The 25065-nt window shown below is 69.5% G+C and carries 25 protein-coding genes and 5 pseudogenes; 15 read left to right on the plus strand and 15 right to left on the minus strand.

What is annotated here, in order from left to right; genetic code table 11:
- Nucleotides 1–190 precede the first annotated feature (190 nt).
- The 5 genes and pseudogenes from IF78_RS0134940 (at nucleotide 191) to cyaB (ending at nucleotide 3722) form a co-directional block, all read left to right on the plus strand.
- Nucleotides 191–670 (plus strand): SRPBCC family protein, encoded by a 480-nt coding sequence (locus IF78_RS0134940; RefSeq protein ID WP_031486583.1) that lies wholly within the window; start codon nucleotides 191–193, stop codon nucleotides 668–670.
- Between the two features lie 514 nt (nucleotides 671–1184).
- A complete protein-coding gene (locus IF78_RS0134945) occupies nucleotides 1185–1955 on the plus strand; it encodes a methyltransferase domain-containing protein (RefSeq protein ID WP_031486584.1) in 771 nt (256 codons plus the stop codon).
- 131 nt (nucleotides 1956–2086) lie between these two features.
- Nucleotides 2087–2272, plus strand: a pseudogene (locus IF78_RS49945) (hypothetical protein); the annotation flags it as partial.
- A 182-nt stretch (nucleotides 2273–2454) separates the two neighbouring features.
- Nucleotides 2455–3150, plus strand: coding sequence for a hypothetical protein (locus tag IF78_RS0134955; protein ID WP_037641944.1), 696 nt, complete (start codon nucleotides 2455–2457; stop codon nucleotides 3148–3150).
- 17 nt (nucleotides 3151–3167) lie between these two features.
- Nucleotides 3168–3722 (plus strand): class IV adenylate cyclase, encoded by a 555-nt coding sequence (gene cyaB, locus IF78_RS0134960; protein ID WP_031486587.1) that lies wholly within the window; start codon nucleotides 3168–3170, stop codon nucleotides 3720–3722.
- Nucleotides 3723–4270: 548 nt separating this feature from the next.
- Here the strand turns inward: cyaB and IF78_RS48635 are convergent.
- The 3 genes and pseudogenes from IF78_RS48635 to IF78_RS0134975 form a co-directional block, all read right to left on the minus strand.
- Nucleotides 4271–4447 carry a hypothetical protein gene (locus IF78_RS48635; protein ID WP_158751571.1) on the minus strand — a complete coding sequence of 59 codons (177 nt, stop codon included), beginning with the start codon at nucleotides 4445–4447 and terminating at the stop codon, nucleotides 4271–4273.
- Nucleotides 4448–4756: 309 nt separating this feature from the next.
- Nucleotides 4757–4894: pseudogene (locus IF78_RS47985) on the minus strand (IS110 family transposase); the annotation flags it as partial.
- Nucleotides 4895–5280: 386 nt separating this feature from the next.
- Entirely contained in the window at nucleotides 5281–6078 is a 798-nt protein-coding gene (locus IF78_RS0134975; RefSeq protein ID WP_031486588.1) for a helix-turn-helix domain-containing protein, read from the minus strand.
- A gap of 87 nt (nucleotides 6079–6165) precedes the next feature.
- Between IF78_RS0134975 and IF78_RS0134980 the strand changes: the two genes are divergently transcribed.
- Nucleotides 6166–7023, plus strand: a complete 858-nt coding sequence (locus IF78_RS0134980) for an NAD(P)H-binding protein (RefSeq protein WP_107050076.1) — start codon at nucleotides 6166–6168, stop codon at nucleotides 7021–7023.
- Between the two features lie 100 nt (nucleotides 7024–7123).
- On the opposite strand, the gene IF78_RS48640 is transcribed toward IF78_RS0134980, so the two are convergent.
- From IF78_RS48640 to IF78_RS0134995, 4 genes are all read right to left on the minus strand, one after another.
- Entirely contained in the window at nucleotides 7124–7369 is a 246-nt protein-coding gene (locus IF78_RS48640; RefSeq protein ID WP_051828391.1) for a hypothetical protein, read from the minus strand.
- Entirely contained in the window at nucleotides 7362–7529 is a 168-nt protein-coding gene (locus IF78_RS48645) for a DNA ligase-like domain-containing protein (RefSeq protein ID WP_158751573.1), read from the minus strand. The genes IF78_RS48640 and IF78_RS48645 overlap by 8 nt, the downstream gene beginning before the upstream one ends.
- A 371-nt stretch (nucleotides 7530–7900) precedes the next feature.
- Nucleotides 7901–9019, minus strand: coding sequence for a fatty acid desaturase family protein (locus IF78_RS0134990; RefSeq protein ID WP_031486590.1), 1119 nt, complete (start codon nucleotides 9017–9019; stop codon nucleotides 7901–7903).
- Between the two features lie 7 nt (nucleotides 9020–9026).
- Entirely contained in the window at nucleotides 9027–10082 is a 1056-nt protein-coding gene (locus IF78_RS0134995) for a ferredoxin reductase (protein WP_031486591.1), read from the minus strand.
- Between the two features lie 87 nt (nucleotides 10083–10169).
- Here IF78_RS0134995 and IF78_RS0135000 point away from each other — a divergent pair, with 87 nt between their 5' ends.
- The 3 genes from IF78_RS0135000 (at nucleotide 10170) to IF78_RS0135010 (ending at nucleotide 12749) form a co-directional block, all read left to right on the plus strand.
- Entirely contained in the window at nucleotides 10170–11309 is a 1140-nt protein-coding gene (locus IF78_RS0135000) for a PucR family transcriptional regulator (protein ID WP_031486592.1), read from the plus strand.
- 558 nt (nucleotides 11310–11867) lie between these two features.
- Entirely contained in the window at nucleotides 11868–12206 is a 339-nt protein-coding gene (locus tag IF78_RS0135005) for a thioredoxin family protein (RefSeq protein ID WP_031486593.1), read from the plus strand.
- A 312-nt stretch (nucleotides 12207–12518) separates the two neighbouring features.
- Entirely contained in the window at nucleotides 12519–12749 is a 231-nt protein-coding gene (locus IF78_RS0135010; RefSeq protein ID WP_031486594.1) for a Tn3 family transposase, read from the plus strand.
- Here IF78_RS0135010 and IF78_RS0135015 read toward each other — a convergent pair.
- Nucleotides 12737–13414 carry a TetR/AcrR family transcriptional regulator gene (locus IF78_RS0135015; RefSeq protein ID WP_158751575.1) on the minus strand — a complete coding sequence of 226 codons (678 nt, stop codon included), beginning with the start codon at nucleotides 13412–13414 and terminating at the stop codon, nucleotides 12737–12739. The genes IF78_RS0135010 and IF78_RS0135015 overlap by 13 nt on opposite strands.
- Entirely contained in the window at nucleotides 13407–13811 is a 405-nt protein-coding gene (locus IF78_RS0135020) for a PaaI family thioesterase (RefSeq protein ID WP_031486596.1), read from the minus strand. The genes IF78_RS0135015 and IF78_RS0135020 overlap by 8 nt, the downstream gene beginning before the upstream one ends.
- Before the next feature lie 517 nt (nucleotides 13812–14328).
- Between IF78_RS0135020 and IF78_RS0135025 the strand changes: the two genes are divergently transcribed.
- Nucleotides 14329–15171: an ISL3 family transposase gene (locus IF78_RS0135025; protein ID WP_158751577.1), complete on the plus strand. Its 843-nt coding sequence runs from the start codon at nucleotides 14329–14331 to the stop codon at nucleotides 15169–15171.
- On the opposite strand, the gene IF78_RS0135030 is transcribed toward IF78_RS0135025, so the two are convergent.
- The 3 genes from IF78_RS0135030 to IF78_RS0135040 are packed head-to-tail and all read right to left on the minus strand — an operon-like array spanning nucleotide 15106 to nucleotide 19285.
- Nucleotides 15106–16956 (minus strand): peroxidase family protein, encoded by a 1851-nt coding sequence (locus IF78_RS0135030; protein WP_031486598.1) that lies wholly within the window; start codon nucleotides 16954–16956, stop codon nucleotides 15106–15108. The genes IF78_RS0135025 and IF78_RS0135030 overlap by 66 nt on opposite strands.
- A complete protein-coding gene (locus IF78_RS0135035; protein ID WP_031486599.1) occupies nucleotides 16953–18890 on the minus strand; it encodes a GMC family oxidoreductase in 1938 nt (645 codons plus the stop codon). The genes IF78_RS0135030 and IF78_RS0135035 overlap by 4 nt, the downstream gene beginning before the upstream one ends.
- Nucleotides 18887–19285 carry a hypothetical protein gene (locus IF78_RS0135040; RefSeq protein ID WP_031486600.1) on the minus strand — a complete coding sequence of 133 codons (399 nt, stop codon included), beginning with the start codon at nucleotides 19283–19285 and terminating at the stop codon, nucleotides 18887–18889. Before IF78_RS0135040 ends, IF78_RS0135035 begins: the two co-directional genes overlap by 4 nt.
- 589 nt (nucleotides 19286–19874) lie before the next feature.
- Here IF78_RS0135040 and IF78_RS0135045 point away from each other — a divergent pair.
- The 3 genes from IF78_RS0135045 to chrA all read left to right on the plus strand — a co-directional run bounded on the left by IF78_RS0135045 (nucleotide 19875) and on the right by chrA (nucleotide 22121).
- Nucleotides 19875–20540 carry a class I SAM-dependent methyltransferase gene (locus IF78_RS0135045; RefSeq protein WP_031486601.1) on the plus strand — a complete coding sequence of 222 codons (666 nt, stop codon included), beginning with the start codon at nucleotides 19875–19877 and terminating at the stop codon, nucleotides 20538–20540.
- Nucleotides 20537–20833 (plus strand): sulfurtransferase TusA family protein, encoded by a 297-nt coding sequence (locus IF78_RS0135050; RefSeq protein ID WP_031486602.1) that lies wholly within the window; start codon nucleotides 20537–20539, stop codon nucleotides 20831–20833. Before IF78_RS0135045 ends, IF78_RS0135050 begins: the two co-directional genes overlap by 4 nt.
- Nucleotides 20834–20924: 91 nt before the next feature.
- Nucleotides 20925–22121 carry a chromate efflux transporter gene (gene chrA / locus IF78_RS0135055; RefSeq protein WP_051828393.1) on the plus strand — a complete coding sequence of 399 codons (1197 nt, stop codon included), beginning with the start codon at nucleotides 20925–20927 and terminating at the stop codon, nucleotides 22119–22121.
- A 156-nt stretch (nucleotides 22122–22277) separates the two neighbouring features.
- Here the strand turns inward: chrA and IF78_RS0135060 are convergent.
- Together IF78_RS0135060 and IF78_RS46845 are read right to left on the minus strand one after the other, a co-directional pair.
- Nucleotides 22278–22769: pseudogene (locus tag IF78_RS0135060) on the minus strand (cation efflux transmembrane domain-containing protein); the annotation flags it as partial.
- A pseudogene (locus tag IF78_RS46845) lies at nucleotides 22714–23424 on the minus strand (IS256 family transposase); the annotation flags it as partial. The pseudogenes IF78_RS0135060 and IF78_RS46845, both read right to left, overlap by 56 nt.
- 271 nt (nucleotides 23425–23695) lie before the next feature.
- On the opposite strand from IF78_RS46845, the gene IF78_RS0135070 reads away from it, so the two are divergent.
- Complete coding sequence (locus tag IF78_RS0135070; protein ID WP_031486606.1) at nucleotides 23696–24214, plus strand: hypothetical protein; 519 nt, start codon at nucleotides 23696–23698, stop codon at nucleotides 24212–24214.
- A 213-nt stretch (nucleotides 24215–24427) separates the two neighbouring features.
- On the opposite strand, the gene IF78_RS44165 is transcribed toward IF78_RS0135070, so the two are convergent.
- Nucleotides 24428–24676 (minus strand): DUF6207 family protein, encoded by a 249-nt coding sequence (locus IF78_RS44165; RefSeq protein ID WP_063762217.1) that lies wholly within the window; start codon nucleotides 24674–24676, stop codon nucleotides 24428–24430.
- Between the two features lie 233 nt (nucleotides 24677–24909).
- On the opposite strand from IF78_RS44165, the pseudogene IF78_RS50690 reads away from it, so the two are divergent.
- Nucleotides 24910–24978, plus strand: a pseudogene (locus tag IF78_RS50690) (hypothetical protein); the annotation flags it as partial.
- Nucleotides 24979–25065 lie beyond the last annotated feature (87 nt).

The raw sequence follows: 25065 nt of genomic DNA on the forward strand, positions 1-25065 counted from the left end.
GCAGAAGCCGATGGCCATCGTGAGCACGGCTGGGCATCGCGGCGACTCCCCGCAGGCAGATCGCCGACTCGACACCTGCGGGCGCCGAGCCCGGCAGCGTCGAGTGACACGTCACATGCCCGTGGATCGAGGTCGGCTACCCTACTCGCCGGTAAGGTCCTCGCGTGCAGTGACAGGGAGGTCACCGACGGTGCGTCAGCGCAGCCTTGAGGAGTCCGTCGTGGTGGACGCCGTGCCGGAGGCCGTCTATCAGCTGGTGGCGCACCTGCCCGACATGGGCCGCTGGAGTCCCGAGTGCCGCCGGGTCTGGGTGCTGCGCCCGCCCGTGCGCACCGGCACGCGCTTCGTCGGCTTCAACCGGCGCGGGCCCTTCGTCTGGTTCACAACGGGCCGGGTCTCGGCGGCGCGGGTGGGTGAGCAGTTCACGTTCGACGTCGGGGTCTTCGGGCTGCCGATCGCCCGCTGGGGCTATCGCTTCGCCGCCGAAGGGACGGGCACCCGCGTGACCGAGACCTGGCAGGACCTGCGCACTGGTCCCGGCGCGCGCCTTGCCGACCTCCTCGGCGTCGTCTTCGCCGGCACCACCCCGGAGCGCCGCATCGCCGTGAACCGCCACGGCATGCGCACAACCCTCACCCGGATCGCGTGGGCAGCAACGCCATCGCCCTGACCTGTAGGCCGACGTCCACCAGGAGATCGGTTGCATCATCGGCCGGACAGGCCCCGACCCCGTCAGCCCGGGGGCCCCAAATCGAGGCTCGATCACGGATCTTGGGGAGTCGTTACGGAGCGTCAACAGGGAACGGCTTCGGCTTCGGCTGGGCTGTCGAGACAAGCGTTTTGGTGGTCACCAGGCGTCATCGCGAGTAGACGACGAACATGGCAGCAACCCTCTTCGTCCCAGCGCAGGGCCGCGAACTCCGGTAGCCGTCCGACTCGTTCATGAGGAGGTCGCGCGGCTGCACGAGGTGGCCGAGCGGGTGCACGCGGTACTGGTCGCGGGGGAGGGCGGAGGGCGTGGTTGGAGGGGGCGCGGGTCGGTGGCCGACTTGCCGGCCAGGGCCCTGGCGCCGGGCGGTTTGGATCGACATGCGGACTTATTGGGGGCGGATTCGGTGTCTGCCTGCGCGTCAGTGGCCGTGATCCTATGCTGAGGTTGGAGACGACCTGGGGGGGTATGTCTGATGAGGGCAGTAGGCAGGGGAACGTCCTTGTTTAAGTCGGGTGTCAAGGGGCTCTTGGGGCGTGCTGGGTTCGACATCGTGCGCAGCACCAACAACCTGGGTGGCGTCGATGACTTCCTGCCGTTCGAGGCGACGATGCGGGCTGCACGGGCGGCCGGTAAGTCGGTCGGTGACTACATCGACGAGGTCATGAACGGGACGCCTGGCGCAACTCAGTTCACCATCGATGAGCTAGGTGCTCTCGGGGTGTTCGCGGCCGAACCGGACAGGGTGCTGGAGATCGGGCCCGGGTCGGGCCGGTATCTGGAGAAGACGCTGACGGAGTGTTCACCAGAGCGCTACGAGGTCTACGAGACGGCAGCGTCCTGGGCTGACTATCTGGTGGACACATTCGGCGTGGTCGCCCGACCGACTGCAGGAAGCAGTCTCGCCCCGACACCCGACGGCAGCATCGACCTCGTCCAGGCCCATAAGGTCTTCAACACCGTGACCTTCCTGTGTGCCTGCCGCTACTTCTTCGAGATGGCGCGGGTCACGCGCCCCGGTGGCCGGATTGTCTTCGACGTGATGACTGAGGCCTGCCTGGATCCGGCCGCGGTACGCGCCTGGGCGACGCAGGGTGGGGCGGGGCACGACTCCTACCCGGCCGCCATGCCTCGCCGGACATGCGTGGACCTCTTCGCGACCTTCGGCTGCAGCCTTGAGGCCAGCTTCCTCGCGCCCATGGGTGTCGCCTTCACGGAGGTGCTTGTCTTCGCAAAGGCGGCTTGACCCTCAGAAGGCTTCCGCTTGCCAATCGGCGGGCTGGGGGTCGCACCGATCTCACACCATGGTGCCGGGAGGGTTGGTTCGCCGACCTCGACGACCACTTGATCGAGTCGTTTGGCGCATGGCCGCCCGGGTTGTTCGACGCGCTGGTCGCGTCCCGCTCGCCGCTGCCGGAGGAGCGCAAGCGGCTGCGGCAGGCACACGGCCTGACGCTGGACGACGTGACCGGCGCACTGCAGGTGCGCCGGGCCAGGGTGTGCGGCTGGGAGTCGGTCAAGAAGCCGACCGAGCCGCGCGGCCCGGAGGGCGAGGCTCAAGCAGCGGCTGCGCGACGTCGGCGACCGCCGCCTGGCCGACATGGACGATCAAGGCGTGGACGACGCGGTGCTGTCGCTGGCCACACCCGGCGTGCAGAATCTGACTGCGGCGGACGCCGTGAGCGTGGCGCGCGAGGCGAACGACGCACTCGCCGAAGTCGTCGACGTCCACCCCGACCGATTCCATGACGCGAGCCCGCGTCTCCGAGATCATCAGTGGCCGCCGCGAAATGTCCCGTCTGGACGTGGACGAACGCATCGCCGACGGACTGCACATGCCCGACGACGCCCGCCACCTCCTTGGCCTCGCCGCCGGCCGCGAGCGCCGCACGGGCGGGGCCGCGTTCGACCTGGCGGCGTTTCCCGAAGTCGTGCGGGTGTACGCGACGCAGAACTCCGCGGCCGAGGAGATCCAGCAGCAGGCCCGCGAAGCCACGGAGTTGAACGTGCTCGCCGTGCGCGGCCTCAGCCTGATCGGCCTCAACGATTCGCTGCTGCGGGCCTGCCTCCCGCGCGAACAGGGCGGCAAGGGCCTCCGCATCCGGGTCGCTCTCCTCGACCCCGACAGCGACGCCCTGGCCCGACGCGCTGCCGAGATCGGGGAGTCCGCCGAGTCCCTCGCTGGCGGCGTGCGGCTCGCCGAGGCGCGGCTCAGGGAGCTCGCAGAGGCGGGCGACGTCGGCGTGTGGCGGTACCGGATGCTGCCGACGTGGCGGCTCATCCGCACCGACGGGACCATGTTCGTCGGCGCTTTCGACGCCGGGTGGGAAGGCCACGAGTCGGCGCTGTACAAGGTGATGGAGACCCCGCACGGCCCGCTGTACCGGGGGTTTAGGCGGATGTTCGAGGCGGTCATCGACGGCGCACAGCGCACGGTCTGACGAGGAGGGAACCGCACGTGATCGAGGCGGAGTTGAAGGCGCGCGTCCATGCACCCGAGCAGGTAATGCGCCAGCTGGACGAGCGGGCCACCGCGCGGGTCGAGGTGTACCGAGACACGTACTACGACCGGCCGGACGGCTCGCTGGAGAAGGCAGGCGAGGAACTGCGGGTATGCACGGTCCACGGTGTGGACGGCACGCGCACGGTGCTGACGTACAAGGGCGCGGCGGTCGACGAGGAGTCCGGATCCAAGCCAGAGCACGAGACCCGCGTGGAGGACGCCGACCAGGCGCGCGCCATCCTGCGGGGACTCGGCCATGTGGAGCTGATCGCCTTCGAGAAGCGGTGCCGGAACTACGACTTCACCGCGCGGGGCCGGCACATGCTTGCCACCCTCGTGCGCGTTCCGGAGATCGACGGCACGTTCTTGGAGGTCGAGACCCTCGTCGACGAGGACAAGGTGCAGGCGGCCCTCGATGACATCCGCAGCGTGCTCGCCGAGCTCGGCATCGGCGCCGAGGATCTGACGCGGGAGACGTACACGGGTGCCGTTGCGGCGCAGCGCCGTTGACCCAGCGCCCGGGCATGCCGGAGCCCCCACGCGGCCGTCAGAGCTGCGCTGGGGGCTTTTCCGGTTACGCCTTCGGCACGGTCCACTGCACCGGCTCCTCCAAATCCTCCGGCGAGCACAACACCCGCTCAGCTCGCCCCGACTTTGGCACCTCGAACGGCACATTGCCCCGCACGCAGTCACCGCCCCACACCTTCGCGTCCACCGGATACTCCAGCGCCGGCAGCTCCGCGCCGCTCACCCCCCCCGTCGCCTGCGCACGCGCATCAAGTCCTGGCGCCTGCTCCGACGGGCCCGCTTTTCAACCAACTGCCTCTGCCGCATCGTAAGGAGCTGTATCTCTATCGATCACGAGGCGGTTGTGATCGGACCCGGTCCCTAGTCCGATGATCCCAACAGGGTGGATGCATGAGTACAGGGCCCATTGGTAGTTCGGAGTTGCGACGCCCCCGAGCGTCAGGAGGCTCTGTTGATCCCAGTCTTCAGCCTGTCGTCACTGCGGTGTGGACCGCACCGCAGTGACGATGACGAGTGCGGGAAGCACAAGCTCACAGCGGGAGCACGAGGCACTGTAGTCCGGTGTTGACCTCTTCGTCGTTGACGCTCACTTGCGCCTCGACACACGCGACCTCGTCTGCGCTCGCCGCGGTCGCACTCACGGTCAACGCGACTACCGACACGACAACCGCACCGGCGATGCGGAAGATTTGCCGAAGGAACATCATGCACCTTCCCTGCCATGCCAAATGAACTCTCGGATGGTTGGCCACAAGCGGCGTTCAGTTTGAACTGCGGAACTGTGGCACGTGATGAGAAGAGTTATGTGCTTTCACCGTCTGACAGTGGCTGCCGGACGATGCCTGTGAACCGTTCCGGCATTCCTGACTATGCGCCAGCAGAAGGATTCCGGCCAGTCCCGTGACCGGGGCGCGCGGCAGTGCACCCACGGCTCAGTAGTGCCATGCACGCCTTCCAGATGCGTCAGTGCATCACTGATCTTCTTCGAGCTGGCCACTGATTCCTAATGCTGTCTGTCAAGCCGCAAGTGGCGGTGGAGGTGTCAGTTCGTAGCACCGTCCGTCGCGTAGGAGGGCCCACAGGACGTTGACGCGGCGGCGGGCGAGGGCGAGGACGGCCTGGATGTGGCGCTTGCCTTCGGCGCGTTTGCGGTCGACCCAACCGGCGTCCGAGGACCAGCGTAGGGCCACAGATGGCGCGGATCGTGCCAGGTCTGCCGGGGCGGGGTGCGGGCGGGCATCGGGTGGGGGTCCTGGGGGGCGCCACTGGTCTCGACCGGCGCGGAGAGCTCAGATGCGGGCTGCGCCGGAACATCCAGCGGGCCGGCTCGGCCGCGGTCATGGCCCGGGTGAGCCAGGCACGGTCCAGCAGATGCCGCTCGTCCGCTTCGGTGACCAGGTTCTCCGACTGGTTGTAGGCCCCGTCGGCGGCCTGCACAGCCCACAGATGGACGGTTACGCCGTGTTCCTGGGCCGTCATCACACCCAGGCAGGGGGTCAGCGTCGTCAGTGATCAGAACGATGTCACTGGTGGCCTTCCGTCAGCGGCGGGCGACGGCCCGGCAGGGCTGCGGGGCCGGGAGGCGGCCGGTGAAGAACGACCGGGGTGGTACGCCCATCAGCGTGCGGAAATCGGACGTCATGTGGGACTGGTCGTAGTAGCCGGTGGCGACGGCGAGTTCGGCCCAGGGGTAGGTGACGGCGTGGGACAGCACCGTGCGCACCCGATCGATGCGGGCGTAGTGCTTGGGGGACAGGCCGACCCCCTCGGCGAACAGGTTGCGCAACTGCCGCTCGCTGACGGCGAGTTCGCGGGCCACATCGCCCACCGGCCGGGGGAGCCGGCCAGTTCTGACCGACATCGCGTCGACACCGGCGCGCACGAGTTCCGTGCGCGAACGGTCGGCGGCGGACGCGAGCCGCTCGGGAAGCACGTCCGCGAGGTGCGCCACCGTCTCCTCCGGGCCCAGCCGCCCCAGTTCGGCGGCCAGCCGGCCCGCGGTGCCGCCGGGCAGGTCGCCCAAGGGAACCGCACGGCCCGCCAGCTCGACCGCCGGCACGCCGAGCAGGGGCCGGGTTCCACCGGGCGCCAGCCGCATCTCGAGGCAGGAGACGAACCGTTTGCCCCGGTGGTACGAGGCACGGGTGCGCGGACCGACGACCAGGGTGCTGCGGCGGCCATCCTCCCCGAGGCGGAAGATCAGCTTCGTGGTGGCGTCCGGCAGGTGGACGTACGGCTCCGCCGGTTCCGCGCCCACGGACACGGGACCGATACCCGTGACCCACGGGCGCAGTGCCTCGGGTGTGCGCAGGACCTGCCGGGACATGGTGTTCGTCACCGCTCCACCGTAAGCTGGGCGCACACCCGTCCGGGCCCGTGAACCGTGCCGGAATTTCCAAGAGTCCGGCGCCGTCCGGCGCCCACCGTGGTGGACATGATTCTTGTGACGGGTGCTACCGGCACCATCGGCAGTGAAGTCGTACGGCAGCTCGCGGCGCGCGGCGAGAAGGTGCGCGCCCTGACCCGGGATCCGGCGAAGGCTCGCGTGCCCTCGGGCGTGGAGGTGGTACGCGGGGACTACCTCGACCCCGGTTCCCTGGAGGGGGCGATGTCCGGGGTGACGGCCGCGTTCCTGCTGGGCGCACCCGGCCCGGGCTCGCGGCACGACCAGGCACTGGTGGCGGCGGCCCGCGCGGCGGGCGTTCACCGGCTGGTCAAGCTCTCCGCGATCGCGACGGGCGATCCGGACGTCGGCCCGTCCGGCGAGTGGCATGTGCCCGGTGAGCGGGCGGTGCGGGACAGCGGGGCCGAGTGGACGATCCTGAGGCCCTCGTCGTTCGCCTCGAACACGCTGAGCTGGGCGCAGGCGATCCGGCAGGGCGAGCCGGTGCCGAACATGACCGCTGACGGACTGTCGGGGGTGATCGATCCGCGTGACGTGTCGGAGGTCGCGGCAAGGGTCCTCGTCGACGGCGGCCACGCGGGGCGGACGTACACGCTGACCGGGCCGGAGACGATCAGCGTTCCGAGACAGGCCGCCGACCTCGCCTCGGTCCTCGGCCGGCCGGTCGCCACGCGGGAGCTCTCCCCGGAGGAGACACGCGACCATCTGCTCACCGTGTGGGGCTTCGACGACGCACAGGCGGAGGGCATCCTCTCCGGTACCGCCTTCGTGCGCGGAGGCGGCAATGCGGTCGTCACCGAGGACGTCCCGGAGGTGCTGGGGAAGCCGGCACGGACCTACCGGGAGTGGGCGGCGGACCACCGGCAGGCGTTCATCTGACACCGGGAAACCGCACAGGGGGCGGCGGGTATCGGCCCTGCCGCCCCGTCCCGGCGTCCGGTTCAGGACCGCCGCTCGCGCAGGGCGGCCGCCGCCAGGGCTAGTTGACGTTCAAGGTCTCCTTCGATCCCCACCCTGCCGTGAACGTCCAGCCCGTCCACGGGTGCTCGCTGGTGGCCGGGGAGACCGGACCGGCGAGGGTGGCTCCAGCCGCCCCGGGCAGGGTGGTGCTGCGGCCGACGTACCGCAGACGCCCCTCGGCATCGAGACGCCCCAGCAGCAGACTGCGGGGCACGGTGAGGGAGCCGGTGACGGCATCGACGATCGCGTCCTGGCCCTCACGCATCTTGTACTTCCGCCACCCGCACAGACGGCTGATACGGGCTGTCGTGCCGTTTGAAGAGCAGCCCTTCCAGGCCGACCGCGGTCCAGGTCAGCCACTCGGTGACCGTGTCATGGTCGGTGCTCGAGGGGCACAGCGCCCACGGCGCCGCTGGTACGGCCACGCGGTGGTGTCCTGGCCCGCCAGCCGCAGTACGTCGAAGGCCACGAAGTGGGCGGGCCACTGCCCGGCGAGCCGGCCGCTGTGGCAGCACGCCGCTGCAGCCGCTCCTGCAGGCGCTCGAACGCCAGCCGCCCGGCCTCCCACACCACCAGCTCCCCGACTACCGGCCCGACCACGGCAGGTCAGCGCATTACAACTCCTCGCCGGGGGCTGTGTGCTGAGCTCCTGGGCGCACGTCAGGCAGCGCAGCCGGGGCTGCCCGGAACCCGTGGCGTACGGTCTGATGTCGCGGCCGTCCACCGTCCGCAACGGATCTCACCGAACCCGGCGGTGCCGCCGGTACGGCCGAAAGAACTGAACCAATACCGGGAATCAGGCCGCGACGAGCTCCTGCTCGCGGTCCGGCGTCTTGACCTTGGGCTTCTTGTTCGGCAGCGAGAGCCGGAAGACCTTGCGCCACGCGGAGAACACCTGCTTGGGCAGCGGCCCGGTGACGTACTCCAGCTCGTACTTTTCGAACAGCGCGCGCACCTTCACCGCGACCTCGGCGTACCGGTTGCTCGGCAGGTCGGGGAACAGGTGGTGCTCGATCTGGTGGGAGAGGTTGCCGGTCATGAAGTGCATGGCCTTGCTGCCGCTGATGTTCGCCGAGCCCATCATCTGGCGCAGGTACCACTGGCCGCGCGTCTCGCCCTTGATCGACCGGCGCTCGAAGACCTGCACGCCCTCGGGGAAGTGCCCGCACATGATCACCGAGTGGGACCAGAGGTTGCGGACCAGGTTCGCGGTGAACGTGGCGGCGAGCGTGGGGAGGAACGAGGGGCCCGACAGCAGCGGGTGGATCACGTAGTCCTTGAGGACCTGCTTGCGGATCTTGCGGCCCACGGCCTTGGCCCGCGCGCGGAACTCCGGGTTCTTGCGGCGGCGCTTGTGCAGGTTCTTGCCGAGCTCCAGGTCGTACGCTGCGATGCCGTACTCGAAGAAGCAGGCGTTGATGAAGTTCCACAGCGGCTGGCCGAGGTGGAACGGGTGCCACTTCTGGTCCTCGTCGACGCGCATGATGCCGTAGCCGAGGTCGTTGTCCTTGCCGATCACGTTGGTGTACGTGTGGTGCAGCTCATTGTGCGAGTGCTTCCACTGGTCAGCCGGCGAGACGTGATCCCATTCCCAGGTGGTGGAGTGGATCTTCGGGTCGCGCATCCAGTCCCACTGGCCGTGCAGGATGTTGTGGCCGATCTCCATGTTGTCCATGATCTTCGCCACGGACAGCCCGGCGGTGCCGATCAGCCACGCGGGCGGGAAGATCGAGAACAGCAGCACGCCCCTGCTGGCCAGCTCGAGCTTGCGCTGCGCCGAGATGACCTTGCGGATGTAGGCGGCGTCCTTCTCGCCGCGGCCGGCGATCACCTCGTCGCGGATCGCGTCCAGTTCGCGGCCCAGCTCCTCGATCTGCTCCGCGGTCAGGTGGGCGGTGGGGTCGATGGCGGTCAAGGTGCTCCTACCGTTCGATGTCGCAGGGGCCCGCCGCGGCGGACACGCAGGTCTGGATGAGGACGCCCGGCTCGGCATCGGTGATCTCGCCGGTGCGCAGGTCGCGGACGGCGCCCGCCTTGAGCGGCGTGACGCAGCCGAAGCAGATGCCCATGCGGCACCCGGAGGGCATGAGCACGCCGGCCTCCTCGCCGACGTCCAGCAACGGCGTGGCGCCGTCCGCGTCGACGGTCTTGCCGGTGGCGCTGAACGTGACCTCGCCGCCGTCGCCGGCGACGACGATGCCGGGGCGGAAGCGTTCGGTGTGCAGGCGCTCTTGGACGCCGTGCTCGCTCCAGTGCTTCTCGGCGGCGTCGAGCAGGCCCGCGGGCCCGCAGGCCCAGGTCTCGCGCTCGGCCCAGTCGGGCACGAGTTCGTCGAGACGGGCGATGTCGAGCATGCCGTCCGTGTCGGTGTGCACCTCGGTGAGCCGCAGTTTCTTGTCCGCGACCAGGTCGTGCAGTTCGCTGCGGAAGATCACGTCTTGTGGCTGTGGCGCGCAGTGGACCATGACGACGTCGTCGAACTCGGTGTCGCGCAGCATGCCCATCACGGGCGTGATGCCGCTGCCGGCCGTCAGATAGAGGACCTTGGCGGGCTTGGCGTACGGCAGCACGAAGTCACCGGTCGCCTGGTCGAGCTGGATCAGCGTGCCCGGTTTCGCCCTGCGGATCAGGTGGTTGCTGACCTTGCCGTCCGGGATCGCCTTCACGGTGATCGTGACGCGGCCGTCCTGGCGGTGTGTCGGCGAGGTGATGGAGTAGGCACGCCATAGGCGCACCCCGTCGACGTCGACCCCGATCCGCACGTACTGACCGGCTCTGTGGCCGCGCCAGCCTCGTCCCGGCCTGATCACGATGGTCGCGGCGTCAGCCGTCTCGGGGTGCACGGCCTCGATGCGCCCCCGCAGGTCAGCGCCCGCACGCAGCGGGCTGACCAGGTCGAGGTAGTCCGACGGCAGCAGCGGCGTCGTGACCATCTCCAGCAGTTTCCACGCCCTGCTGCGGAGCGCTGCACTCGTCATGACTCCAGCTTGCTGCGCCTCAAGGCGTAAAGTCCTGACCACAGGACGTAAATCTGGCTGGCTGAATTGTTCGCAGGGAACAAAAACTTGAACCATGCAATCCGGAGGGCCAGCGAACTGGCCCTGGATGAGACGACGGTCACCGCCCTTCGGGCCGCGCTGAAGACCACCGCCGACGAGGTCGTCCAGGCGATCATCGACGAGGTCCCTCCCTACGCAGGCGCCCTTTCGGGCCACATGGGCGCCACCATCCGCCGAGCCGTCCGCACCGCCCTGGGGCACTACCTCGACCTCGCGAGCGGGAACGCCACAGGCGGCGACGCCGGGGATGCAGCCTACGAGCTGGGCCGCGGCGAGGTACGCGACGGCCGTTCGATGGACGCCCTGCTCAGCGCCTACCGCGTCGGCGCCCGCGTGGCCTGGCGATGCCTGGCAGCGGGTGCCGTACCCGCAGGCCTGCCCGCCGCCGAGGTCGCCAAGTTCGCCGAGCTGACCTTCGCCTACATCGACGAGCTCTCTGCCGCGAGCGCCGCGGGCCACGCTGACGAACTGGCCGCCCGGGGCAGGGCCCACGAGCGTCACCTGGAACACCTGGCCCGCGACCTCCTCGCCGGCGCGAGCCCGGACGTACTGCTGGCCTCTGCTCAACGGGCCGGGTGGCAGCCTCCGGTCTCCCTGACCGCGGTCCTGCTGCCCGCCGCCCAGGCCCGGCCTGCCTACCGCGCGCTCGACCCGAGCACCCTCGTCCTCGACGATCTGCCGGACGCCACCGGTGTGCTGCTCGTCCCCGACGCCGACCGAACACATCTCCTGCGGCAGCTGACCGACCGCACCGCCGTGGTCGGCCCGCCCCGGCCATGGACTCGTGCGTCCGCCTCCTACGCACGAGCCGTACGCGCGCGCTCCCTCTCCTCCGATATCCGCGACACTGAGGACCACCTGCCCGAGCTGGTGCTGAGCGCCGACGCGGACGCGTTCGCAGACCTGCGTGCCCGAGCCCTCGCACCGTTGCGGACCTTGCCTGACGCGACCGCACGGCGGCTGGAGGAGACGTTGCGGGCGTGGCTGCTGCACCAGGGCAGGCGGGACGAGGTGGCGGCGGCGTTGTTCGTCCACCCCCAGACAGTCCGGTACCGGATGTCGCAGCTGCGGGAGCTGTTTCCGGATCTCGCATCGCCACACCGGGTCCTTGAACTGACGATGGCGGTCGGTCTTCGGGTCAGCTGACGCATACTTCGACCGTCCACGACCGCGTCCGCGAGCGGTCCAGGAATCGTGCCTCGTTCTCGGGCCCATCAGCTGGCTCATACAGCCCGGGAAAAGCGGTATCAGCCAGCTGAGACCGAGGGTTGATGTGACGACCAGACAAGGCCTCGGGCAGCCCCTCGGGGGCGCTGTCTCTGAGAAGCGCGGAGGCGGATACCGGTCGACTGGATCCGGTGGACGATGCGCACCGGCCCGCTCGTCGACGCGCTCATCGAGCATCTGGTCAGTGATCTGGGCCACTATGCCCTGGAAAAATGGCTTTCATGTCGTCGTGGAGGGCGCTGTCCCGGCACGAGCTGACCCATGGGCGTGCGGCGGGCTGCGGCTCGGTGACCGGCGGGGCGGCCAGGCCGGGTCACCAGGGGGGCCGGGCCGCTCGCGCCGGGGACCACCGTGGTTCTGCGACGGCCCCCTGCCTCCCTTCCCGACAGGTCAGCTGGACGACCGACCGGGCCGGCCTGGCACACCGCGTGAGGGATGATGGGGATGGAATGACGGAACGTGAGGTCAGGAGCTTGCATGGCGAAGCGGGTTCACCGACCCCGTGAGGATGCGGAGTTCGATTTCATCCTCGGGATGAGCGGAGTTCCGGTCCTCGCATACTTCACCGGGACATGGCCCAAGGCAATCGAGCCCTGCCGGGTGATGGACCTCGTCGTGGGTCGCATCGCCGAGGACTACGCGGGCCGCCTGACGGCCGTCCGCGCCGACATCACGCGTTGTCCGGCCGCAACCGAGCGATACGGCATCACCGGAGCCCCGTCCTACGTCCTGCTGAAGGGGGGAGAGGCGGTGGCGCACGGCACGGGGCCTATGACCATCGCCGAGGTACGGAAGTTCCTGGACGGCCACCTCTGAGCGGCCGCTGCGGCATGTGGCTGCGAGGCCCGTCACGTCTCGTCTATGGGAGCTGCGCCGCCTGAGACACCTTGGGGCTGAGACACCCCCACAGGTCACATAAGCGCCATCCAGCGCCGTCGCGTCCGGCAGCTGTGCACTTGCGGCGGCCACGATCTCCGGGAACGCCGGCGCCATGTCCGTGCGGCGCCGGGAACGCAGCACCACTCGCCCAGCGTCCAGGGAGAACAGAGCCCGAAACCCGTCGTTCTCCAGACTTTGATATGTTCATGAGACATCAGCTCGCTGTCTGGGCCACTTCAGAACCGGCGCATGATCGGCAAGCAGCTCAACATCGCCGAGGCCCGCCACCGCCTGGCCCGGCGGATCTTCTTCGGTCAGCGCGGCGAACTGCGCCAGCACGACCGCAAGGGCATGGAGGACCAGCCCTTTTTCCGCCCCGCGCAGGCCGGCCGCCGACCGCTGCGCCAACCGTCGGCCGATGAGAACGCCAGCGAGGCGAAGCGGAGCGTTGCCGAGGGCAGAACAGTTCACGTTTCGTAGCGGCCATGGTGCGCGCGTGAGAGGGCGGCGGCGCCCTGGCAGGCGAGGGTGGCGGCATCGTCTGCGTACTGGGGGATGTCGTCGGGCCATTTCGAGGTCGGCTGGAGGATCAGCAGCGAGACGGCACCGTGCAGGCACGCGCAGATGGCCCGGGTCAGTGCCGTCACATCGCCGTGGAGCACGCCGGCGTCGGCGCATCGCTGCACCGTTTCCCGCAGGAATCGGAAGCAGGCGTCGGCGACCTGCTCAGTGGCGGCCGTCGCGGGTCCGGTCGCGACCAGGCGGTAGCGCAGGGGATGGTCGAGCCCGAACCTGATGTAGGCGACACTGCGCTGGTGGAGTTCGGCGAACGGGTCGGTGGTCTGGGCGCTGATGCTCAGCATCCGTCGGCCGAGCTCGTCCCAGACGCCGAGGCACACGGTGTGCAGCAGTTCCAGTCGGTTGTCGAAGTGCAGATATACCGAGGGGGTGCTGACCCCGACAGCCTGTGCCACCGCACGGATGGTCACGCCGTCCTCGCCGGCGTCGTCGAGCAGCGTGCCGGCCGCTTCGATGAGCTCGTCCCTCAGTCGGCCGCCGTGGCCTCGCTTGGCGCGACTGCGCCGACGGCCTTCGGTTGTGCTGGCGCGGCCGTCGGCTGTGGTCTGGCCGGGTCCCTCAGTCATGGCGCCTCCGCAGGGCGACGAGTTGAGTGACGCGGACGCAGAGCCGGTCCTTGTCATCCCTGATGTCGATTTCCACGGCGACTGTTGACTTGCCGACGTGCAGCGGGCGGGAGGTCGCGAAGGCGCCGGTGCCGTGTACGGGCCGCAGGAAGTGGGTGGTGGATTCCATGGTCGCAGGGACGGTGTCGGCGGTCCCGTTCAGCGTGGCGCACACGGCGCCGGCTACATCGGCCAGCCCCATCAGTGCCCCGCCGTGCATCGCGGCGCCGATGGTGGACTGCTCGGGCGTGTAGGCGAGTTGCGCGGTGACAGCGTCGGCCTTGAAAGATCCGAAGTGTATCCCGAGCGTCCTGGCGAACGGCGCCAAGGTGTAGACGTCTTGCGCGGTGATGGTCATCGCGGCCCCTCAGGTTGTCGCCGTTAAGTTAACGGCGACATGTTATGTGGATGTCGCGGTTCGCGTCCACGCATGTGGCGCGAGGCTGCAGGGCTGTGCGGTCTTCTGGTGCCGATCGGAGGCGTGATGAGAGACGCCGAGTTGTCACTCGGATGAGACAACTTCAAGTGTCTGGAGAACCGTCCCACTTGGGCCCGCTGGCCCATCCCGGCAGCAGGACAGCATCATGCACAGAGGTGGCCGGCATCGGCTCCGGCAGCGTCCACATCACAACCCATGCCTTCCACCCACACGATCCGCCGCCCCAGTGTCGGTAACGGCTGAATCGTGGTTCTGGATCACTTTCAGTGCCGGAGCCACGGAGGGTCACCACAAGCGCGATCATGAACGGCCGTGGATGATGTGCTCCTCCGGGACCTGCGGTTCCACAAGGCCGAAGGCGTCCTGACCGAAGGCGTCGTAGTTGAGGACGAGTTGGTGGTCGTACGGGCCACCGTGTCAGCTGAGGGGGCGGCGTGTGCTGCCTGCGGAAAACTTCTCGACTCGGGTGCACAGCCGGTATGTACGCCGACTCGCCGACACCGCGATCGGCGGGCGTCCAGTCGTGATCGAGTTACAGGTCCGGCGGTTCCGCTGCCGCGAACGCACCTGCGCGCAGGCGACTTTTGCTGAGCAGGTCGACGGGCTGACCTTCCGCCACGGGCGGCGCAGTGCTGGACTGCAGACGGTCCCGCAGCAGCTGGCGGTGATGCTGGTCGGCCGTGCCGGCGCCCGCCTGGCCAACGCGCTCGCCGTACGGGCGAGTCGGTCAACGCTCCTGCGGCTGATACGCCGCCTGCCGGAGCCTTCAACCCCGACGCCGCGTGTGCTCGGGGTGGACGACTTCGCGCTGCGCAAGGGGCACAACTACGGCACGATTCTGATCGACATCGAGTCGCGCTGCCCGGTGGATCTGTTACCCGACCGGACCACCGCGAGGGTGGCCAAGTGGCTTGCCGACCACCCCGGCATCGAGGTGATCTGCCGTGATCGCTCCACCGCCTGTGCCGAGGCCGGACGGCTCGGCGCCCCTGACGCCATTCATGTCGCGGACCGCTGGCACTGTCGCGTCGTCGGCCGCGGCCCGCAGGTGCCAGCCCCGCCTTCCGAACAGTGCTACGCCCTCGCTGAGCACGAGCAGGCCGGGCAACAGATGGTCCGGGACCCGGGTCAGGTCCAGGCGGCCCAGGCCACGAACCTCTCGCCCTCCAGGACGAGGTCGGCTCTGAGACGTTCTGCCATCCCGGCTTCCTCATCACTTCCGCCCGGCGACGTTCCAGGGTTGGAAGGCGTTCTTCACTCCGGCCAGTGCGGTCCGTAGCTCCGGGTGGTGGCGTAGCAGTACGGTCCCCATGGTGTTTTCGTCGATCCAGCGCAGCCCAGCCTTCGAATAGACCTCGGGCGTGTAGTACTCGGTGAAGAACCGATCGCTGTTGAGGCGACGCGAGGCCATGAGGATGAAGATGCGGAACGCGGTGTCGCTGAAGGCGAATCCGGCGGGGAGTTTCTCCGCGTACAGGCCCACGGTCAGGTCCACCTTCTCGATGTCGCCGCCGTAGACCCGCTTGATCTGCTCGGCCCAGTCCCGGTTCTCGGTGAGCTCCTCGAAACTCGCGGCGGGCTTCAGGCGCAGCAGTCGGCGGAACTCGTTGTAGCGGGGAACACCGAGTTCCCTGCTGCGCAGGATGTCCGTGGCCGCGAGGTCCTGCAGGTGACCGTCCGGCCGCTCGAACTCTTGCAGGAACTTCGGGAAGTTGTGCATGGTGACCAGGCCCGGGTGCAGCGTGCCGAAGCTGTAGAGCAGGTCACGCATGGGGACGGTGTCCATGACCTTCAGTGCCTCGGGACCGGCGAGATCGCGGAAGGTGGCCTCCCGCAGCGTCGCGTCGTCGGCCGCGGCCCGCAGGTGCCAGTCGTCGCGGACCAACGGGTGCATGCGGTAGACGGCGACGAACTCCTCGGTGAGCGTGTACGGAACGCTGTAGTGGTCGGTCTCGGCACCGGGGATGCCGCTGATCACCTCGGAGCTGCTGATCCGCCCGAAGAGGTTGTGCGCGCGCTCGCCGGCGAGTCCCCACCAGTTGGTGCGCAGCGCGGTGACGGTGGTCGGGTGGCTGATGACTGCCGGCGTCCACTCCACTGTGTGGATCTTGGCGAGGAGGGCGGCGTTGACCAGCCTGGCGCGCTGGAAGAGCTCCTCGTCGTCCCAGCCGGGGTACTGCGCGTGGAGGTGGTCACAGATGGCGTTGTGCTCCTTGGCGAACAGCGTCTGCATCATCGCGAGCCCCAGCCAGAAGCCGGGCACCCGGGACGGGTCGTGGTCCGGGTCGGACGGCAAGGGTGTCCCATGGTCGCCCCACAGACGCAGCTTGCCGTTTTCCCCGGTGCGCAGGACACGCTGCTCCTCCTCGCTCGACCCGTAGATCTGGGAGGCGTCCCACCAGTGCGAGGAGACGTTGACGCGCGTGTCAGGGGTGCCCGCCGGTGCGTGGGGGTCGCGCGTGGGGTCGTCGGGGGTGCGCATGATCTGCATGGGGCGCTCGGGCCAGGGGTCGTCGTCGCGTAGCGGGACGGTCCACGGCCGGTCCGTGGGGCTTGTGCCGTGGCTGAACCAGTCGCGCACCATGAACTGCAGCCATGCCGCCACGAGGGAGTTCACCGTCTCGGCAGGGATGAACTCGTCCCGGGTGAGCAGTTCGCGGCTGACCACCCGCGGGTTGGGCGAGGAGAGCACGTCTGCGGCCGAGACCGGGGGAATCTGATCCAGCGGGATGTTACGGCCGAAGCGGGTGCCGGCCATGCCCATCCGCGGCTGGTCGAGGTCGTTGTAACTGCCGTCGGCCGTCCGGTTGACCAGGAATGCCTTGCCGTTCCGAGGTGCCGGCTCCGGTACGTTCACCGCGGGGATCCGGTTGGTGTCGTGCAGGTTCTCCTGCCGCAGCTTCACCCGCAGCCCGAGCAGGGTACCGAGTCCGAGCGGGACGGGCAGTTTGTCCCAGCCGATCCTGCGGTCCAGGAATTCGGCGACGCCGGTGACGACACGCCAGGGCAGTGTGCGTCGGTAGCCGGACCTCGCGTCGCGGGTGGACGGTAGCTGGTCAGTCATCGGATCCTCCTGGCGGACGGTTCGACGGTGCTTGGTTGGTTGGGTGGCAGGGCTTCGGCGAGGATCACGTAACTGGCCTTCTCACTGATCATGTAGGTCGGAGTGGCGACGAAGAATCCGGGAATTCGGGGGAAGACGGAGGCGTCCACGACACGCAACCGCTGCACGCCGCAGACCCGGAACCGGCTGTCGACGACGGAGGCGGGATCGTCGGGACGCCCCATCGGGCAGGTGCAGGACGCATGGTGGCCCCACGCCTCGTCCTGCACCCAGCGGCGGATGTGCTCGCGGGTGCGGACACCCTCGCCGGGCCACAGCTCCTTCTTGATCACGTCTTCGGCTCGGCGGTTCATGCCGCGCACGAATTCGACGGCGTCGACCATCGCGTCGAGGTCCGCGCCGGTCTTGTCGGTGCCCTCCGTGAAGTAGTGGAAGTTCACCTGCGGGGTGTCCCGGGGATCGGCCGACCTCAGGCGCACTCGCCCTGCTGTGTTCCGTGTCCCGGCCTTGAGGACCGCCCAGGTGAAACGGTCCTTGCGCAGCAGCCCGTCCCGGGAGTAGCCGGGGTAGTAGCCGCGGAAGTCGGCGGGCAGCCCGAAGACGAACAGGTCCGGTGCGTCCAGATCGGCACGGGACTTGCGGGTGATGCCGACGACGGCTCCGTTCGTGGTGTAGGGCCCTTTGCCGCGCTGCCAGTCGCGATAGCAGCGGTCGGGTGGCGTGTTGGGCTCGGGCGCGTGGAAGGAGCAGCCTTTGATGATCGGGAACTCCCGGGCCATCTGGCTGACCACGCCGACCTCGTAGCGGTCCTGGAGGTTCCGGCCGACGCCCTGTCGGTCGACGCGCACCGTGATGCCATGGCGCTCCAACTCGTCACGCGGGCCGATCCCGGACAGCATCAGCAGCTGCGGTGTGTTGAAGGCACCAGCGGCCAAGATCACCTCGCGCCGGGCCAGCACCAGCTGCGGCGACGCGAGGGGGGAGTCCCCGTCGGCGGCGGGATCGGCTCGGTAGGCGTGCTCGCGGGCGAGGTACTCGACGCCGACCGCCGCGTCGTTTTCGTCCAGCACGACGCGCGTCACCAGCACGTGCGGCCGTACGACGAGCCGGTCGGGGTACTTCTCGCGTACGGCCGCGACCCGCTCGCGTACGGCACTGCGCCGCCCGTCGGCAGTGACGGACATGGGGATCTGCCACAGTCCTTCGAGCGCATCGGTCTGCACGCGCCAGTCATTGGGGTCAACCAGGGCGCGCAGGCCCTCCAGAGGCGACAGCGGCCGGCCGAGGAAGTCGGCGAGCTCGCCCTCCGCCGCGTTCAGTACGACCTTCAGCAGCTGCTTGTCCTGGATGATCAGCCCGGGGTCGGCCAGCCGTGTGGGCAGCCAGCCGTCGAATCCGTGCCGCGACCTGTTGACGTACCGCCCGGAGACGAACGGCAGCGCCCGCAGCAGCGCTGCCAGCAGCCGGTTGGACGGTAGTGTCCTGGGGCGCGGCCGGTATTCGCAGCGCTCGAGCCGCTCGAAGTAGGCGCGCATCGACGCGCTGCTCCAGGAGTCATCCCCGGTCGCCCGGGCGATCCGGTCCCAGTCCGCGTTGTACGGGTAGACGGTGATCAGCGCGTGGTGGGCGGAGCAGCCGCCGATCGCCCCGGCACGCGGGTAGAGGATTCCCTTGCCGGGGACGGCCTTGGTGTCGCGCTGGTGCTGTTCCTCGTCCGCGTAGTGGCGCACGAAGTAGTCCCAGCGCTGTGCGGGGTCCTCGGTGGCGTCGGGGTGGAAGGCGGGAACAAGGTAGTTGTCGTTGGTGTGTTCGCCGCCCGCGTCGAGGAGCAGGACCCGCATGCCGGCTTCGGCGAGGCGGGCGGCGAGCGGGCCGCCGCCGGCCCCCGCCCCCACTACGACGTAGTCGAACCCTTCCGCGGCGGTCGCCGTCACGTCTTCTCCTGGCCGCCGGTCAGGGCACTGACGGCCAGCGCGGTGTTGACGGCGGAGATCAGGGTCGTCAGGGCGGCGGTGCGGGGTGCCAGATGGCCGCGCAGCCCGAGCATCGCCGCAGTCACCGTGTCGCTGCCATGGATGAGCACACCCTCCCGCAGGTCCTGGGTGAGGCGCTCGTCGCGGCTGGTGAGCAGGTCGAGGCCGAGCAGGATGGTGCGGATGCCGAAGAGCCGGAAGGCGTAGACGGCGGCGGGGTTGGGTTCGCAGTCCCGGTCGAGTCTGTGGATGAGGAGCGTGGGGGCGAGCAGGCCGGCGGCCCCGTTGAAGAGCCGGATGCCGGCCAGCCCGAGAACCGCCGCGGAACGAATTCCGGCAACACGCTGTCCTGTCATGGTGTCTCCTTGAAAGGGACTGCGGGGCGGGCGCAGCTCACCCAGGTAGTTGTCCCTGCCGGACGCGTCTCGACCCAGGCCACCCGTGAGATCCACCCGCTCGGCCCTCGGACCGGCAACGCGAAGTGACGTCGCTACGGAGGGTTCGTTCGGGTGGTCCGCTCCCGAGGCGATCAGCTCCGGCCGAGCCGGCGCGCGCTGCTACCGGTGGTTTGTTCACGGTGTGGTCTGTGCCGGAGCAGGCCGTGAGTGAAGGGTTCAGCAGCCGCCACGTCCCCTCGACCGTGTATCCCGGGCCACGGTCCACCGCTGGTCGACCCAGCCGTGGACCAGTGGGCCCCGTTCCCCTCGTACAGGTTGTAACCATCCCGGTGCGCCATGGGGGCTCGCTCCCTCGCTGGCGCCCAGTGGCTCAGCTGAGCCGGCCGTTCGGCGGGCCTCGGTCGGTGACTCTCTGCAACAACCGCCGCGGCGCAGCAGCCTCGACGAAGCCGCCCACTTCCCAGGGATCAGCACCCCGGACAAAGTGCTCGCATCTAGGCTGATCACACCGGCCCTGGCAGGGCCTTTGCGGGAAGGAAAGCAGCGGATGCCGCGCAGTGAGCACGAACTGGCCGACCTCCAGCGCGAGCACTGGCAGCAGACCTACGGGACTCATCCGGGCATGTACGGGGAGCGTCCCTCGGAGCCTGCCGTGCACGCCGCCCATGTGTTCCGGGCGGCCGGGGCGCGGGAGGTGCTGGAGCTGGGGGCCGGGCACGGCCGCGATGCGCTGTACTTCGCCCGCGAGGGCTTCACTGTGCTGGCCACCGACTTCAGCCCGGTCGGCCTGGAGCAGCTGCAAGCCGCCGCCGACGCTCAAGGGGTGGCCGGGCGGGTCACCACGGCGGTGCACGACGTCCGTGAGCCGCTGCCGGTCGCCGACGCCTCGGTGGACGCGGTGTTCGCGCACATGCTGCTGTGCATGGCCCTGTCCACGAAGGAGATCGGTGCCCTGGTCGCCGAGGTCGGCCGGGTGCTGCGGCCGGGCGGCACCTTCGTCTACACCGTGCGGCACACCGGCGACGCCCACTACGGGGCTGGCACCGGCCACGGGGACGACATCTGGGAGCACGGCGGCTTCGCCGTCCACTTCTTCCCCCGAGGCCTGGTTGACGCCCTCGCTGACGGCTGGGCCCTTGAGGAAGTCCACCCGTTCGAGGAGGGTGACCTGCCCCGGCGGCTGTGGCGTATCACCCAGGCCCGGCCGCGATGACCCCGCCGTCAGGCCCGGACCTGGTTGTCGACGGCGTCGGCCTGCTGTGCGTTCAGCTGCTGCTGCGGCTGCGCGGGCAGATCGCCGGTCTGCGGGCCAGCGCCGTGGTCCACATCGTCGCCACCGATCCGGCGGCCCCGCTCGACCTGCCCGCCTGGTGTCACCTGACCGGCCACACCTACCTCGGGCGCGTTCCCGCAGACTGCGACGACCGCGACGTGTACGCGGTGAGGCTCACCGCCGACGCCACCCCGACCCGTCCCGGCGCGCCCTGGCATCTGGGCGCTTCCTGACCCGCGCGACTCGCGGCCACACCGTGTTCACACCCGCCCGGTACCCTCCCCCAGCCCGGCCACGGGCGCGGACGCAGAGAGGAAGCCGCAGGTGGGAGACGAGCACGAGAAGGGGGCCGAGCCGGTGAGGGTTGGGCTGGGCACGATCGCCCGGGAGTGGGGGCGGATCGGCTGCATCGGCTTCGGCGGTCCGCCCACCCACATAGCCCTGCTGCGGCAGCTGTGCGTGGATCGGCGCGGCTGGATCGGCGCGGCAGAGTTCGAGGACGGCATCGCCGCGACCAACCTGCTGCCCGGTCCGGCCTCGACCCAGCTGGCGATCTTCACGGCGTGGCGGCTGCGTGGCCTGCCTGGCGCCCTGGTGGGCGGGTCCTGCTTCATCGTCCCTGGCCTGGTCCTCATCCTCGCGCTGGCGGTGCTGTTCCTGGCCGGCAGCCCGCCGCTGTGGGTGCGCGGCGCCGCCGCCGGAGCCGGATCGGCGGTGGCCGCGGTCGCGGTGCAGGCCGCCGCCGCCCTGATCCCCGGCAGCTGGCAGCGCGCCGGCACCGCCCGCCCGGCCCGGGCACGGTGGCTCGCCTACGCGCTCGCCGGCGGCACCGCGGCCGCGCTGACCGGGCCGTGGCTGGTCCTGGTCCTCATCACCTGCGGTGTGATCGAGATGGCGATCCGCACCCGCCCCGCCCCCGAAGCCGAACCCGGCCGCGCCCGCGCGGGTTCCTGGCCGCTGCCCCTGGCGCTGGCCGCCCCGGCCGCCACCGGCGGTCTGCTCGCGCTGGCTTGGGTGGCGCTCAAGGTCGGCGCCCTGTCCTACGGCGGCGGGTTCGTCATCATCCCGCTCATGCAGGCCGACGCCGTCGACCACTACCACTGGATGACCGACGCTCAGTTCCTCAACGCCGTCGCCCTCGGCCAGATCACTCCCGGGCCGGTCGTTCAGACCGTCGCAGTCGTCGGCTACGCAGCCGCCGGCATCCCCGGCGGCCTGCTCGCCGCCGCGGTCGCCTTCGCGCCGTCGTTCCTGTTCGTCATCCTCGGCGGGCCACGGTTCGACGCGATCCGCACCAACGCCCGGGTGCAGGGCTTCTTCACCGGCGCGGGCCCCGCGGTGATCGGCGCCATCGCCGGCTCCGCGATCCCGCTCGCCCTGGCCCTGCAGCACCCGTGGCAGTACGCCGTCCTCGCCGCCGCCGCGCTCTGGCTCCTCGCCGCCAAGCGTGGTGTGGTCAGCGCCCTCCTCTGCGCGGGCGCCCTCGGCATCCTCGCCGCGCTGGCCACCCTGCCCGTCTGACAAGCCGGGCCACGGCATGCGCCTGGGGCCCCGCCACCACGCGGGCACCTACGGCCTGGGTGAACAGCGGAGCAGCGTGGGCACTCAGAGCATGATCTTTGAATCTGAAGCGGGCCCCGGCGTGATGTCGGGGCCCGCTTCGCGCTGTGTGGGTGATCAGTTGCAGCAGTCGCAGCCGGGGCTGCAGCTGCAGGCGTCCGTCTCGGTGTCGGCGCTCGGGATCGCCACGGCTGTCGGGGTCGCGCAGCAGCCCTTGCCTTGCCAGGCGTCGCGCCCTTCCTTGACGGCGATGGCGGCGATGACGAGGGCGGCGATGGGGTCGGCCCAGGACCAGTCGAGGGTGGCGTTGAGGACCAGGCCGAGCAGGAGCACGGCGGACAGGTACGTGCACAGCAGGGTCTGCTTGGAGTCGGCGACCGCGGAGGCGGAGCCGAGTTCGCGGCCGGCGCGGCGCTGGGCGGCGGACAGGAACGGCATGACCGCGAGCGACAGAGCGGCGATGACGATGCCCGGGATCGACCGCTCGGCTTCCCCGGTGCCGGTGAGCGCGCGGACGGCGTCGACGGTGACGTACGCGGCAAGCGCGAAGAACGACACCGCGATGATCTGCAGGGTGCGCTGCTCGCGCGCCTCGCGGACCGCGGGCTCGTAAGGAGCGCAGGAACTTCGTCCAGAACGGCTTCGACTCGCTGTCGCCGACCATCAGCCCGAGGATCTCGCGGTGCCCGGTGGTGGAGATCCCGGTCGCGATGACCACGGCCTGGGAGACGATCCGGTGATTGACCCGGGCCTTGCAGTAGGTGGCGTCCAGGAAGACGTAGGGGAAGACGGTGTGGTCCAGCGGCCGCTCCTTGAGCGCGGTCAGTTCCTCGTCCAGCTCGCCGCAGATGCGGGAGACCTCGGACTTGGAGATCCCGCTGTCCGCCCCGAGTGCTTTGACCAGGTCATCAACGCTGCGGGTGGAGACTCCGTGCACGTATGCCTCCATCACCACGGCGAACAACGCCCGGTCGATCCGCCGCCGGCGCTCCAGCAGAGAGGGGAAGAACGATCCGGTCCGTACTTTCGGGATCTTCAGGTCCAGGTCGCCGGCCTGCGTGGTCAGCAGCCGGCCGCGGTGTCCGTTGCGCCAGGTCGTGCGCTTGTCGGAGTGCTCGCCCGGGGCGGCGCCGATCACGTCGGTGGCCTCGGCCTCGATGAGCTCCTGCAGGATGCGCTCGCACACCACCCTGATTGCCTCAACTCCGTCGGCCCGAAGTAGTGACTCCAGCAGCCGCATCAGCTCAGACTGGGACAGGGCCATCGCGTGCTCCTCCGGTTGAACTGCCCGTTTACCAGGGAGACTTGCGCGATGGCCTGCCCTTGTTCAGGGAGCATGCACTGCCAGCGGATGCACGCCCCGGGCAGACACCCGCGCGTTCCGGGACGCGGCCCGGCTACACCACTTCATGGGACGCGACCGCATGCTGGACACCTGTCCTTCCTGCGGTCACGGCCAGTGCGGCACGGCCGATAGCCTTGGTGAAGTTCGGGCGGCCGGCTGGAGGAAGACCGCGAAGACGAGTGAGGGGATCATGGCGAACTTCCTGCGACGGCGGGCCGACAAGCGGCCCCTGGGCGAGCAGAACCACACCTACAACGCTGCCAAGGCCTTCCAGGACGCGATGTACACCCTTGGCGCCGCCATGGTTCAGGACTACCGGGCGGGCAAGAGCGAGGAGGAGATCGTCAAGCAGGCCGCCTTCACCCTCGCCGAACCCGACGGCCGCGCACTGTTGCACTCCTCCCGGCTGATCCACGGCGCCCTGGACGCATTGGCGCCGTGGATGCGCGAACCGGACGGCCTGATCGTCGTCGTCCCTCACGGCACCCGAGCGGCAACGATTTCCGCAGGCTGGGACAACGAGGGCGAGGCCACACGTCGGCAGCGGCTCAGCGGCCTGGACGAAGCTCTGCAAGCCGCCGGGATCGGATACCGAGACCTTGAGACGAAGGCGCCGCTGACCGCGCAGGACCTGATCGTGGACGAGCGGAGCTCCCCCGAGCTCTACCTTCTCGACGCTCCCGACCTTGTGGAGTCCGTGCCGGCCTGACATGTGGCCAGTTCGCGTTCGGCCGTCACAGTGATGCGCTGCAGGAATGTCCGCCTGCGAACCCTGGACCGGGGAGACGAGCGCGGAAGGGACGGCTGGGAGCGCGTAAACAAGGCCGAAGGCGAGCCATAACTCCCGCGGTTCCAGACACTTCACCCCGGAGATCGCGCAAGCCGAGGGCCAGTGTGACACCGTGGATTCAGGCCTGGTCCGTCACTCCCCCCGTGGTGGCGGACCAGGCCTCTTGCGTGCCAGGGACCAGCGCATCGTGCGAGGAGGCCTGGGCGACGACCTGCCGCAGATCGGCGTACAAACGCAGCCGTACGCCAGGCTGGCCGGATCCCGGAAGGTGCTCTCAGAGATCGCCGTCGCCCACGTCCGGGCGATCGCCTTCTGGAAGGCGAACACGGTGTCGTCGTCCAGGCCCGCCACCTCGATGACGACCTGGCCCGGCTCAGCCACATGTGCTTCTTGGATCGGCTCCACGTCTGTCAGTACGCGTTCGTACAAGCCGAGGTTCTCTGCAGGCTCGGGATTCACCCGACCGTGAACTTGTCCGTGTCGCCGCCGACGCCCTGGCCTCTGGCTGGCCTGTCCCTGAGCGGGATCCCAGCCACGCCCAGGCATTGCGCGCCAGTACAGATACCCTCATCAGCCACGCAGGAGAGGCCCTCTTTCGGCCGGGCGCGCACATCGTGCTCTACCGCGCAGGTACCAGTCTCGGCCAAACCGGCCAGGTCACCGCCGCCCGCGACTATTACTGTCGCCTCTCGCGAACTACCCGCCGCCACCTCGGCCCCGATCACCCCGACACCCTCCGCACCCGAAGCCACTTCGCCTGGTGGCGGGGT

The organism is Streptomyces bicolor, assembly GCF_000719285.1.
In the GTDB taxonomy this organism is placed as follows: Bacteria; Actinomycetota; Actinomycetes; order Streptomycetales; family Streptomycetaceae; genus Streptomyces; species Streptomyces bicolor.

Coding starts and splice junctions, on each gene's coding strand:
- IF78_RS0134945 (WP_031486584.1), top strand. CDS start 1,185: ATGAGGGCAGTAGGCAGGGGAACGTCCTTGTTTAAGTCGGGTGTCAAG.
- IF78_RS0135050 (WP_031486602.1), top strand. CDS start 20,537: ATGACCCCGCCGTCAGGCCCGGACCTGGTTGTCGACGGCGTCGGCCTG.
- IF78_RS0135040 (WP_031486600.1), bottom strand. CDS start 19,285: ATGACAGGACAGCGTGTTGCCGGAATTCGTTCCGCGGCGGTTCTCGGG.
- IF78_RS0135005 (WP_031486593.1), top strand. CDS start 11,868: ATGGCGAAGCGGGTTCACCGACCCCGTGAGGATGCGGAGTTCGATTTC.
- IF78_RS0135070 (WP_031486606.1), top strand. CDS start 23,696: ATGGCGAACTTCCTGCGACGGCGGGCCGACAAGCGGCCCCTGGGCGAG.
- IF78_RS0135045 (WP_031486601.1), top strand. CDS start 19,875: ATGCCGCGCAGTGAGCACGAACTGGCCGACCTCCAGCGCGAGCACTGG.
- IF78_RS0135015 (WP_158751575.1), bottom strand. CDS start 13,414: ATGACTGAGGGACCCGGCCAGACCACAGCCGACGGCCGCGCCAGCACA.
- IF78_RS0135030 (WP_031486598.1), bottom strand. CDS start 16,956: ATGACTGACCAGCTACCGTCCACCCGCGACGCGAGGTCCGGCTACCGA.
- IF78_RS0135010 (WP_031486594.1), top strand. CDS start 12,519: ATGATCGGCAAGCAGCTCAACATCGCCGAGGCCCGCCACCGCCTGGCC.
- IF78_RS0135020 (WP_031486596.1), bottom strand. CDS start 13,811: ATGACCATCACCGCGCAAGACGTCTACACCTTGGCGCCGTTCGCCAGG.
- IF78_RS48640 (WP_051828391.1), bottom strand. CDS start 7,369: ATGCGTGAGGGCCAGGACGCGATCGTCGATGCCGTCACCGGCTCCCTC.
- IF78_RS0134995 (WP_031486591.1), bottom strand. CDS start 10,082: ATGACGAGTGCAGCGCTCCGCAGCAGGGCGTGGAAACTGCTGGAGATG.
- IF78_RS48635 (WP_158751571.1), bottom strand. CDS start 4,447: ATGATGTTCCTTCGGCAAATCTTCCGCATCGCCGGTGCGGTTGTCGTG.
- IF78_RS0134955 (WP_037641944.1), top strand. CDS start 2,455: ATGACGCGAGCCCGCGTCTCCGAGATCATCAGTGGCCGCCGCGAAATG.